We start from the raw sequence: 12,015 nt of genomic DNA, 5'->3' as shown, positions 1-12,015 counted from the left end.
GAGTTCTCGACCCCTCACTCCTTAACGCTCATACGAACCATGCTGCTCGCTTTTACCCAACGCAAAACAAAATGCAGGACTTTGCCCACATCCTAGAAAACCATGTGCTACTGGTTGCGACCGTAGCTTGTTTAATTGCTCAAGCATCCAAGCTGATCATCGACTTAGCCCAACATGGCAAGGTGAATGTGCGCGTCTTAGTCACCACTGGCGGGATGCCAAGCGCTCATTCAGCATTGGTAACAGCGCTGGCAACCGGCATTGGACAAACGGTGGGATGGGACAGTATTGAATTTGCGCTAGCCACCATTTTTGCCGTTATCGTCATGTACGATGCCGCTGGCGTCCGTCAGGCTGCGGGTAAGCAAGCTCGCATCCTGAACCAAATTATCGATGAGCTATTTCAAGAACATCACAAGTTTAACGAAGACCGTCTCAAGGAGTTACTGGGACATACGCCGTTTCAGGTGATTGTCGGTTCAGCACTCGGCATCGCTGTCTCCTGCTTAGCAGGGCCAGCGTATTAGCGATTGGTCATTAGTGATTAGCGAGTGACCAGGACTAATGACCGCTCGCAACGATTGGCTATTTACTCACCACTGATGACCTGAGCAGTGTCACTCGGCGGCTATCGACTAGCATTACCAAAAAACCGCGATCGCTCAATCTTCTCAAAGCCGAATTTGCCTCATTTGAATTGGTTGTGTGAACCGCCAGTAAATAAGGACGTTGGACATAGGAAACCAAGCCAACATCGCGACCCAACATCTGCCGTACTTGAGCCGCTACTTCCGGTTTGCTTGAATAATCCACCAACACCGCATAACCAGCACCGAGTGCCTGCGGTTTATAGGTGGGTGCATTTGGATTTGCCGGTGCCTCTGGAGGTCGGAGAACGAAAGCCGATAGCCCAACAATCTCATTCAGATAACGTGCCCAACCGTTGGCATCTTCCACGCTCCTGAAGCCACCAATCCGCGTCATCGTATCTTCAAGATATTTACAAGTTGACGTACTTGTGTTGTTAGGCAACGTTCGTTGAATTTGCTCTTGACTTTCCCTCGTTTGGCTTCCCACTAATACCAAATACTCGCCTTGGGGAGGCGGCTGACAAGTGGGAGGCGACGATTGAGCAGAGGCAACTGCACTCGGCAAAAGAAAAAAGGCAAAAGGCAAAAGAAAGATTTTTTTCATGTTTTCAGTTTTTCCTTTTTGCTTTTCTTCTTAATTTTTAACTGTTTACTTTTGCCTTCTCAGGAAACGGATGCGAGGGAAGCAACTGGATTAGGGATACTTTGGGAAGGTGCCTGAAATTCCCCGCTCAGCACAAACTCTAACCGCAGCTTTAACCAGGTAATAAATTGGGAATTCGTAGAAATGACTGCCACAGAAGGTTGAGGGCACTGAGACTTAATTGCTGCCATTTCCGGTGCCTCTAAAAATGCCGGTTGCTTGACTAGCCAAAAATCAATTTCTTTTTCTTGTTCGTGGTAGTTACGGGTACGCTCTTTGAGGACTTCATCCAAGGGTTCTTCTTCAAGTAAAAAGCGTTGGCTAGCCAGAACGTAGTAGTAATTTTGCATCTTAATAGGTTGTTAATGGGTAATGGGTTGTTAGCAATCGATGATGAGTCATTAGCGAGTGACTAAGGACTCATGACTCATGACACTTCAGTTGTTACCAATGACCGAACATTGCTTGTTTCATCTCTCGAACGGCTCGTTCTATTCCGACAAGAGCTGCCCGACTAATAATGGTATGACCAATATTGAGTTCTTCCATCCCTTCAAGGCAAGCAACAGGGTAAACGTTCCAGTAGGTAAGACCGTGACCGGCGTTGATCCGGATGCCAGCAGCACGCGCTTGCTCGCATCCTTTGGCTAACACGGCTAATTCCTTCTCTCGACTGGTTTCATCTGCTGCTTCGGCATAGCAACCCGTGTGCAGTTCAATGAACTTCGCCTTAATAATCGCAGCTGCCATAATCTGACCGGGATCGGCGTCGATGAACAAGCTGACGGGGATTCCGGCGTCTTGCAACTTTGTCACCATTTCCCCAATTCGGTCGATTTGACTGGAAACATCCAATCCGCCTTCTGTCGTCACTTCTTCGCGTTTTTCGGGCACGAGAGTGACGTAATCGGGTCTGATGTCGAGAGCGATCGCGACCATTTCTTCGGTGGGTGCCATCTCCAAATTTAAATGAGTCCGCACTGTCTGCCGCAGTAATCGCACATCCCGGTCTTGAATATGCCGCCGGTCTTCCCGCAGATGCACCGTGATCCCATCGGCACCGGCAAGTTCTGCCAGCACCGCTGCTGCCACCGGATCTGGTTCTACTGTCCGTCGTGCCTGCCGAATGGTGGCAATGTGATCGATATTGACGCCAAGTGTAGGCAACGGAACCTCTCCCAATGTTTTAGAGTCTTCCGCAATTGATTTTAACCTGAAACGCTGGAAGGCTATCTTTAAAAAGGAGTTAGGACTGAGGACTGAGGGCTGAGGAGTTAGGAGTTAGGAGTTAGGAGTTAGGACTGAGGACTGAGGGCTGAGGAGTGAGTGAAAGACGGCTGAGGAGTTAGGAGTTTAGGACTGAGGGCTGAGGAGTGAGTGAAAGACGGCTGAGGAGTTAGGAGCTAGGCTGATCTGCTATCTATGTATCTATAGCAATAGTAATCCCATGTTAGTTGTGAGATACCAGTGGTTTAGATACCCGACTTTTTGGAGAAGTCGGGTATCTCGCCTTTACAAAGCATTTAGGACGGCTATATCAGCCGATTAACTCAAAGAAGGCATCATCCAGCTCATAGCCCAGCATTTTAGCCATTGACTTTACACGAGAGGTGCTGGGGATTCCCATCTGCTTCATCCATTGTGTCAAGACAAAGATTTTTTGCATCACAAAAATCTCTAGGGCTTCGGGATTGTACTCAATCCCTTCTGTCCGATTGAACTGGTGTGGCACGAGCATAGCAGTGTAGCGGGCGAGTTCACCGGATTTCCAATCCAGCAGAAAGGGCATCCAGGGATATTGGGCATCTAAGCGAATAAACCATAGACGGACTTCTGGGATTTCGGAGAGTTCTCGTGGATCTTCCGGTTCGCGGGGATAGTCAATCTCAAAACGCAGTTGCTGTTCCGAGGATGCGATCGCTCCCTCTTGGAGCAACTTTTCGATCGCCGACTGCACCGGCGACAGATCCAGAGTTTGAATTAAGTCAGAATTGAGCGCGATTGCTGTCGTCATTGAACCATTGTTAAGGTGACACACTTTGAATGCCGACAATAGCGCTGGCTAGCGCTGGCTTCTCTCTACATTGTTGCAGCCTTGCTCCGTCACGTCAGTCCCAGCTCTAAATTAGTTGTCCCACGCTTTGTGTCGGGCTAGCGGCAATTCGCCTGATGTCCCTTGATAGCTTTTCCACCGTCATTTCCCTTTCTGACCAGGGTAGAAAGGAGCTTTAGCTGTAAGATGTCGTTAGCTTTTTGTTATCCCCGCTGTTATAACTGCGTTAACAGACATTTTGTTTGGCGATATTCTCTCAGCGCGATCGCACTTAATCTCACTTAATCGCACTTTAGTCTTATATTCTTTCAGCAACCATACGGCGTACAGGTTTGCAATCTTTACAATACAGGCAACTTGAGGCTTCGCTTCCAGGTTTTTCAGCATAGAGCGGATACGATGCATTCAGCAAAAAATCTGGGGGATTCATCCATCTCCGAAATCCATCTCAATTTTCCTGTAGCAACACTATGTCAGGAAGTAAGTATTTTCCACAAGGCTTTGTGAAGATTTGATAAAGATCGGGCATCTACTCCTGATACTTTGCGTGAAATTACGAGTTTTGATCGTTAAATGAAAACCAAAGAACAAGGAGAGGCAATGATCCCCCAAGAAATGCTCAAGCACCTTGTAGAACAAGTTGATTCTGTTAGTCCATCCAAAGGGATTCAAAAATCTGAGCAGACGGTGGATGAAGTAATCTTTGAATCTGATGTTGACGGAACCCACTATTATCTGGTGCGTTGTCGCCCCAAGTCAGAACGCGGGATTAGCCTCAGCCCCCAAGAACAGCGGATTGCCCGATTGGTCGCACAGGGTCTTCCCAACAAGTGCATTGGAAATCAATTAGGCATCACTCATTGGACAGTTGCTACCTATTTACGCCGGATTTTTGGCAAGTTAGGTGTCACTTCTAGAACCGCCATGATCGCCCGCCTTCTAGAAGAAAATTTACTGCAACAATAGAATCAATTAACCGGGTGCACTCGATAGTGCTGTCCTAGAATATTGGGACGGTGGACATTCCGAGAATAGCTAGGTTAAAGTGGAAATGAGTTTGGATTAGCAGGCAAGCGTGTCAAAGTCTAAAGTATGCAAAAAGAAGCGGCAGCGGTTAAACCTATTCGCTCGTTAGAGGATGCCTTAAATCGTTGTCAAGCGCTGGGTATGCGCGTGAGCCGTCAACGCCGCTTCATTCTGGAATTGCTGTGGCAAGCGAAAGAACACCTGTCGGCGCGAGAAATTTATGACCGCTTGAACCACCAAGGTAAGGACATCGGTCATACATCCGTGTATCAAAATTTAGAAGCGCTATCGGTTCAAGGCATTATTGAGTGTATTGAGCGTGCGGATGGCCGTTTGTACGGCAATATCAGCGACGCTCACAGCCACGTAAACTGTCTGGATACCAATCAGATTTTAGATGTTTATGTAGAACTGCCTGAAACCCTGCTTAAAGAAATTGAACAACAAACAGGGGTTCGGATTAGTGAATATTGCATTAACTTCTACGGGTACAAATTACCGGAATCTGGGTCTCAAGCGGAGAACGGGTAATCAGTAGACGGTAGAATCCACTTTTTAACACCGATTGCTGCTATATCAATAATTTTTTAAACCGTTTGTAGGGACGGAAAATTTTGCGTAACTACAGGCTGATTAAAGTTTAGTGAAAAACGCTTGTAGCAGGCTGTCTAGTTTGATTAAGTGGGCTAACTGAGGGTGGGAAAACTGGAGATTAAATCGCTGCTCCAAATTTCCTTTACCTAACATTTACAAATAGACCCACTAGCGCTAGTAAGTGGGATTGGGCGTTAGCGAAACCTAACGAATACTTCATACGGTTCTAGAGTTTTTAACACCCTCAACAGCTAGTTGCTTCGTTGAGGGTTTTCTACTAGCGCCGTCTCATCATCGTATTGGGAATCTACCTTCGGAGCTTCTTGGAATGCTAAGGGTTCCCCTAGGGTAGAAGAAGTTTCTGCAATCACCGTTTCATCGTCTTCATCCTCCATAGGTTCTTCCGGCAACATCGGTTCTCCTTCGGCACTTTCTATCAGAAACACTGTAGGTTCAGAATCTGCACTGCCTTTGTCCTGAGCGCTTCCAGCCTGTTTGAGACGGGGTAATCTTTGAATGTATGCCTGGAACTCTTCCAAGGAAAATAGGGCACCATTTTTCCGGGCAAAGTAGTGGTTCTGATCATCTAACTGGGCTTGAAACAGACAAGCATGAGTGATGTTCGCTAACGTAAGATTGGTTCTTTGCAGGTTAGCGCCTGTCAAGTTTGCCCCTTCAAGCCTTGCTCCAGCAAGATTGGCTCCTGATAAGTCAGCACCGGAGAGATTCGCCCAGGACAAATTGGCTTGCTGGAGGTTGGCACCTGCTAAATTGGCTCCTGCTAACTCAGCCGCTAACAGATTGGTTTGCCAGAGGTTAGCCTCTGCTAACAGAGCATGATTCAAACAGGCAGAGCGTAGCTGTAATTGACTGAGGCTGTGCCGCGCCCTCTGCCAAAAGGCGGTGGGAGATAGGACAACAGTGCGACCGATTAAAGTCAGCAGTGCTTCGGCGTCAAATTCAGATGGCAGGTCGGGGTTGCCGCAAGGCCAGAAAGAAATCTGCGTTGCCCGATGACCGAGATGTGCTTCGCGCATCTGCTTTGCGATCGCGCTGAGCAACAAGAAGACATTCAGCCCAACGGCGGCATCGATTTGCAAGATTTTTAAGGGGTTGTGCAACGCCTGCAACTGGGTATGACACTGGTGGGCGATTCCTTCATCTAGCCAGCGACCTCGACAGTAGGTGCGGTAAAACCGATAGAGGCGTTCAAACAAAACATTGAAGCTAAACTGAGCCGGGTTGCGCTCAAAAATCCGCCGCAGTCGCTCAATTACCATGTCTTCGATTTCAACTGACAATACGCCATAACCCAGTAATTGATAAAGATACTGGGCTACATTGATCGGCGAGTGGATCGCAAAGGTGAATTCACCGTAGGTATCTTGGACTGGTAAGGTGAGGGCTTGCATCTGAGCGGCAATTTCTTCAGCGCAGAGATATTCTCCCAGGTTGCGGTGAGAAAACTCGATCGCTGAGTGATGAGTGTGGAAGAAAAAGGCTGGCAGGGTGTCATCTGACGGCTGTAAGCGGGGGTTTATCGGTTTCTGTGACTCCGTCACCATTCTGGTAAAGGTCGCCTCTACAGCGGATTGGGGGGCTTGATGGCGACCTGTTTGCAGAATGGTCAGTGCCGCCACTTGCATCTGGTGGCGTAGGTCTTGGGGGCGTCGGTTTTGCAGGAGATGAGCGATCGCATCATTGCTGCGGTAAGCATGAGCCAGACCTTCCCGAATCACAAAAGGCATGGAACCGCTGCCAGCTTCGGGGTATGCCAAAAGCCAGCGGCAAATCCGGTCGTAAATTTCAAACTTCGCTTGGGGTAATGTCAGGTGAAAAATCGTGTCGTTGAGCAGTCCATCTCGATGCAAGATGCCCAGTAGATAAAGCATCAAAGGCTTGCGGACGAGGGCAGCGAGTACGTTAGCAGCGCCTGGGGTGCCGACGGGACGAGTCGAAAAGCCGCCTCTTTCTTTGACAAAGGCGAAATATCCTTGAGCGATCGCTTTCGATTGCAGTTTCGACCACTGCTTGAACCACTCCCGGAACTCCTCGTGTTCCATTGGCTGAATTGCAATCCGCCGCCGCAAATCGTGAGGCAAAGGGATCAGAGTAGAGGCAAGATCGAAATATTCTCCTTCTCTTCCAGTTGTCCGGCTGGTCAGAATAATCTTGTGGCGGGGCGTGCCCTCAAAAGACGCCATTGCTTCCCCTTGAAACTGCATCAGCTGGTTCAGGAAGGCATGGTAATGACGCCCTGCGTGGCTTGAGCGGGGCAATTCATCCAAGCCATCCAGAATCAACAAGCAAGGAGGATGCATTGGTGAAAGCCAACCATCTGCATCTGTAAATCTGCCCCAAGGGAAGGCAGAGTTCAGGGTTTGCTCCAAAGTTTGCCCCAAGGTAGCGTCCTTGAGTCGGATAAACGCTGGCATCCATCTAGGGTAAAGCTCCTGAGCAACGGTTGATGCCAATATCTGGCAAAAACTGGTCTTGCCCGTGCCCGGAAGACTCTCGATCGCCGCAATGCTGGTCGTATCATTTAGCTGAGCCGTGACCCACTCCATTAAATCCACGGGTTTCGCAGGTACGGCGTTAGCGGCAAGCGGTGTCGTGGTCGGATCTGACTTGGGATTTTTCGTCTCTAACCGGGTGGAGCTTTCTTCGAGCAGCACTCCCTTCAAGGGGACGTATAAATCCTTTAGGGCAAAAGGTTCTGCCAGTAACGGTTCGCTCAAAGATTGTAGAAGGCTGGCTCGATAGCGTTCTCGTTCGAGGTTCAGCGAAAATTGTGGCGTGTTTAAGTGTGAGTTTTGATTTGGCTCAAAATTCAAAGTGGTGGAGAACCCAGAACGCTTCCGCTCCGGGTTTCCCGCGCCTGGAGTATCCTGCCAAGTTGATAAATTCCCTAGCTGGACAAATTTCTGTAGTTGTGCCAGCGGCAGGGCATTTTCAGCGATCGCGGCAAGTAAATATCCTGGGAGTCCATGAACCAGGCGTTGGGCGATTAACTTGGCTTCTGTTTCCTCGGCACCATTGGCGATCAACCAGGCAATGCCGGTACTGTTCATCTGCTGCACGAGAAAGGAGTCGCCCACCATACTCAGCGCTTGTTCTGCCTGACTATCGGTGAGGCGTCCGGGACGCAAAGTTTTCAGTAAGGCTTGCAACTGGGGATCGGAAAGGGGCGCATCCCAGACCTGCCCGTACAAGTCTTCTGACTCGCCTGGGACGCCTGCACGAGACAACCACGGTCTTCTCAGTTGAGATTCTTGTTCTAAAATTCCTTGTAAGGCGTTTAGGTAAGCAATTTGGAAAGTTAGCCAGGTTCCTTCGTTGCGCTTCAGGGGCTTTTTTTGACTCAGGATACGCAGCAACCCCACACAAAGTTGGGAAGCTACGCCTGCCACTTCCCAAGCTGCTCTCAAAGGTAGTTCTAAGACTTCCGCTAAGACACTAATATCAAAAGGTGTCAGGCTCTTGAGTTCCATATCCCGGACAATGCGAAAGGCAATCCCGGCAATCTGAGTGCCTGGGTGCCTCAAGGTTGCCAGTTCAATGTTGCGTTCCGCCAGCCAATGCCGAATGCTAAGGCTCATCCCACCTCAATTCTAGGAAATAACTCAATATGCCACTTATTAGTCATGTTATCGGGAGTGTAGGCGGCTGGTGTGCCGACCAATCGTGATGAATGGGGTAGAAGCTGTTTTTCATCATCCCTAATTGAGTTGAATTTCAGGATAACTTATGTAAGAGCGAAGCACGGGTGCAAAAAATCAGCTCGATCTCTAAATTCACTCACAAAAGCTTTACCCCTACAAACTTAAAGCTTTTATTATCAGTTTTAGACCCTTTACGCTGACGGCGATTCGGCTCCGGATCGATGTCATCAAGCAGGAGCAGCAAAACGAGGACTCAAGGGTAGTGGTAGTGAGATGGTAGTGAAAAGACAATTACATGAATTTCAAGTACGCACGGCAAACCGATTGCGGCAACGGCAGGGACGCAAACTGGTAATTAGAGTCGTCTCGAATGCCAGCGCATCTGCCACCAAGCTCCGGGACGAGGATGCGGAGCAAACTGAAGCCCCTGCCTCAGCGATGCAGCCGCCTCTGACACCGCTTAAACGGCGAAACAAATTTTCGCGGTGGTGGCTGTTGTGGCTAAGTATTATCTTTGGGTTGGGTGGGACGGCACTCGCGGCTTTCTTCTTGCTGGCAACGATTCCTCCCCAAGTTAACTGTAAAAATATGTCGCCTTTGGCTCCGGAAATGGATCGGTTGACTTGCGCCCAGCAGGCGGCTCAGTCGGGCAAGTTAGAGCAGCTGGTGGAGGCAATGAAGTTCGTCAAGAGCTTGTCCCCCGATAACCCGGTGTATCCAGAAGCGACTCGGCTGATGGAAGACTGGTCGCGATCGCTCTTGGCGATCGCCCGTCAGAAAATTGACCAAGGAGATTTAAAGGGAGCGATCGCCATTGCCCGCCAAGTTCCCTCCTCTAGCCCCTTGTATCCAGAGGTGCAAGCAGCGATGAAACAATGGCAAGGGGATTGGCGGAAGGGTGAGGAGATTACCAAAAAATTCTTAGCAACTTTAAAAGAACAAAAGTGGTTTGAAGCTTCATTGCAAATACAAGCTTTGTCTCGTCTCGATAACCGCTACTGGGATCAAAAACAACTCGATAAACTCATCGATCGGATGAGTCAGGAAAAAAAAGCTTGGCAACAGCTAGAAGAGGCGCAGACATTTGCCGAAGCCAAGACACCTGAGGGATACGCGCCAGCGATCGCCCTGGCAGGAAAGGTGAACCCCAACACCTATGTCAAATCAAAGGCAAAAGCCGAAATCAATCTCTGGAGCCAGGAGTTGCTAAAAATAACTGCCGAGCATTTCGAGAAGGAAGAGTTTGACCGTGCTATTACCGCCGCCCAGCTGATTCCTCCGAAGACTTCAGTTTATAAGGAAGCTCAAGATTGGATTCAACTGAGTCGTTCTTATGCAGTTGCTCAGGAAAATAAAATCCTCAGCTTCCTAGAGGCGCAAGCGGCGCTGCGTCAGATTTCCCCAAAAAGTCCGCTTCGCCAGCAAGCACGAGTGACCGAGGCGCTTTGGCAATCTAATTTACAAGATCGGCTGCAAATGCAATTTGCCGAAACAATAGCCAGCTTCGATCAACCGTTGGCATTTGAATTTGCGATTAGCCAAGCCCAAGCGATCGCGCCCAAACGACCTGGACGCATCGAAGCCCAAACTCAAATTGCCCACTGGCGGAAGCAAATTCAACAAATTCAAGACCGAATCGCCCTTGCCCGATCCAAACAGCTGGCAACACCGGGAACTCTAGAAAGTTTGAGGGCGGCGGTTGAGGAGGGAAGCCGGATTAAGCTGGGTCAGCCTTTGCGGATAGAGGCACAAACCTATATCGCCCAATGGACTAAAGCTATCCAAACGATGGAAGACCGACCGATCCTAGATTTAGCGAAAGGTTTGGCTCAGCAGGGAAATCTCCAGGCGGCGGTTGCAGCTGCCTCCAAAATCGCTCCTGGACGTGCTTTGTACTCTGAGGCACAGGCATCGCTGAGCGATTGGGTAACGCAAATTCAAATCGCTGAAGATACGCCGATTCTTAACGAGGCGAACGCTTTAGCGGCTGATGGGCGGCTCACTGCGGCAATTAATAAGGCTTCTAGGATTCGCTACGGTCGGGCACTTTATCGAGAAGCGCAAGGAGCGATCGCTCGCTGGGCATCTGAACGAGAAGCCATTTTAATAGAAAGACAAAAGGCAGATGAACTTCAGCAGTCTATCGAAGACAGTTCCTCTGAATCTCAAACGAATAGTGAGCTGGAGGGGAATTATTGACGCTGTCGATCTCCCTCACCGAGAAGGGACAGTAAAGTTTCCCAAGGCTTGGATAATTCCCCCCAGCCTCTCATCCTGGGGCGAAATCAACAAAGGCTGCCTATGCAGCCTTTGTTTGTTTCGCTGCTTGACTTTTTCAGCATTTTCTCTTTTATTGGCACTCTCCAGCAGGAGCGTGCCCATCGTTCTGTATCTGCTTTAAGCTGCAATCATCGCTTCCCAAGTCCGAGGGCCAACGATCCCATCCGGGCTTAAGTTTCTCGACTGCTGGAAGGCGATAACGGCTGAGCGCGTTTGCGACCCATACACGCCGTCAATTCCGCCTTTATAGAGTCCTCGATCTTTTAATACTGTCTGAACTTCTGTCACCACTGCTCCCTGACTACCGCTTTTTAGCATCGGCGCGGGTGAGGGAGAATAGCGGGCAAGGGGATTAAATTTTGCAGGTGCTATGTTTTCAGCGGGCACAGTTGGCCCTTCATTACGCCCGGTGGGATCGGGAATCAGCTGCGCTTGTCTTGTTGGCTGCTCATAGATGCCACCGTGCATATCAATGGGCATTTCTTCGATCTCAGGGTTGATCTGAGAAGCACTAATCCCGGCAGCGTTTGCACTCATCCCGTTCAAGAGTAGCGGGAGCGAGGCAACCGCAGAAAGAATGCTCAGGGATTTGATACTTGACTTAAAAAATTTTGCTGTCATCAGCGTCAGTTCCTCTTTCAAAAACACAAGATGCTAATAAATGCACCGTTTGTGGCTTAGAAAGCCTCCTATTTGTGATTCATCCGAAGCTTCTTGCTTTGAATGATTTCTAGCTTTTGTATGTCTTCGTTAGCTTATAGGGGATGTCGAGTCTGAGCATAGTTCTATAGTTAGAGCTTCTAAGTGCTAAATATCTGACTATAGAAATAGCGGCTCGATTTTTAATACATGAACTAGATGATGATGTTTCTGTAGTAGCAGGGGGAGCAATGCCAGCTCTAATCGCATTTTGTGGGTCTTGTCCGCTCTAAAATCTACAACTTTTTCTTTAGCTCGAACTAAACAGCGGGGAAGATTCAATAGGATGATTTAAGATAAATTTTCCAAAAAACAAAAAAATAGTTAGATAGCAGCGATCGCGCTCTGTGGAAAATATCGCTCTTTTGTCACTTTAGGGAGAGGATAATAGGCTAAAACGGGTTCAAAGCCAGAATTTACCTATGACAGAACCACGTCCAGCCCAAGCCACCGTGAAATTTGTGGATG

At 48.9% G+C, this 12,015-nt stretch carries 10 protein-coding genes; 4 read left to right on the top strand and 6 right to left on the bottom strand.

The annotated features are described in order from the left end of the window. Positions 1-71: 71 nt before the first annotated feature. Positions 72-527: a divergent PAP2 family protein gene (locus NDI44_RS20080; RefSeq protein ID WP_190411370.1), complete on the top strand. Its 456-nt coding sequence runs from the start codon at positions 72-74 to the stop codon at positions 525-527. A 58-nt stretch (positions 528-585) separates the two neighbouring features. Here NDI44_RS20080 and NDI44_RS20075 read toward each other — a convergent pair whose 3' ends face one another. The 4 genes from NDI44_RS20075 to NDI44_RS20060 form a co-directional block, all read right to left on the bottom strand. After that, a complete protein-coding gene (locus NDI44_RS20075; RefSeq protein WP_190411369.1) occupies positions 586-1,194 on the bottom strand; it encodes a hypothetical protein in 609 nt (202 codons plus the stop codon). A gap of 59 nt (positions 1,195-1,253) precedes the next feature. After that, positions 1,254-1,583: an MgPME-cyclase complex family protein gene (locus tag NDI44_RS20070; RefSeq protein ID WP_190411368.1), complete on the bottom strand. Its 330-nt coding sequence runs from the start codon at positions 1,581-1,583 to the stop codon at positions 1,254-1,256. Between the two features lie 94 nt (positions 1,584-1,677). Then, positions 1,678-2,400: a pyridoxine 5'-phosphate synthase gene (locus NDI44_RS20065; protein ID WP_190411367.1), complete on the bottom strand. Its 723-nt coding sequence runs from the start codon at positions 2,398-2,400 to the stop codon at positions 1,678-1,680. Positions 2,401-2,770: 370 nt separating this feature from the next. Beyond that, on the bottom strand, positions 2,771-3,247 hold the full coding sequence (locus NDI44_RS20060; RefSeq protein ID WP_190411366.1) for a CRR6 family NdhI maturation factor: 477 nt from the start codon (positions 3,245-3,247) through the stop codon (positions 2,771-2,773). A 612-nt stretch (positions 3,248-3,859) separates the two neighbouring features. Between NDI44_RS20060 and NDI44_RS20055 the strand changes: the two genes are divergently transcribed. Both NDI44_RS20055 and NDI44_RS20050 read left to right on the top strand, forming a co-directional pair. Next, the gene (locus NDI44_RS20055) at positions 3,860-4,252 is read left to right on the top strand and encodes a helix-turn-helix transcriptional regulator (RefSeq protein ID WP_242028996.1); all 393 of its coding nucleotides are present in this window, start codon (positions 3,860-3,862) and stop codon (positions 4,250-4,252) included. A gap of 126 nt (positions 4,253-4,378) precedes the next feature. Continuing rightward, a complete protein-coding gene (locus NDI44_RS20050; RefSeq protein WP_190411365.1) occupies positions 4,379-4,843 on the top strand; it encodes a Fur family transcriptional regulator in 465 nt (154 codons plus the stop codon). Positions 4,844-5,157: 314 nt separating this feature from the next. Here the strand turns inward: NDI44_RS20050 and NDI44_RS20045 are convergent, their stop codons facing one another. Beyond that, on the bottom strand, positions 5,158-8,505 hold the full coding sequence (locus NDI44_RS20045) for a pentapeptide repeat-containing protein (protein ID WP_190411364.1): 3,348 nt from the start codon (positions 8,503-8,505) through the stop codon (positions 5,158-5,160). A 342-nt stretch (positions 8,506-8,847) separates the two neighbouring features. Between NDI44_RS20045 and NDI44_RS20040 the strand changes: the two genes are divergently transcribed. After that, positions 8,848-10,767 (top strand): hypothetical protein, encoded by a 1,920-nt coding sequence (locus NDI44_RS20040; protein WP_339380586.1) that lies wholly within the window; start codon positions 8,848-8,850, stop codon positions 10,765-10,767. Between the two features lie 198 nt (positions 10,768-10,965). Here NDI44_RS20040 and NDI44_RS20035 read toward each other — a convergent pair whose 3' ends face one another. After that, positions 10,966-11,469 (bottom strand): peptidoglycan-binding domain-containing protein, encoded by a 504-nt coding sequence (locus NDI44_RS20035; RefSeq protein ID WP_190411362.1) that lies wholly within the window; start codon positions 11,467-11,469, stop codon positions 10,966-10,968. Positions 11,470-12,015 lie beyond the last annotated feature (546 nt).

Origin of the sequence: Trichocoleus sp. DQ-A3, assembly GCF_039961975.1 — a bacterium.
Taxonomy (GTDB): Bacteria; Cyanobacteriota; Cyanobacteriia; order Cyanobacteriales; family FACHB-T130; genus FACHB-T130.
The sequence above is the reverse complement of the archived record's forward strand: the minus strand, read 5'-3'. Positions and strand labels throughout refer to the sequence as shown.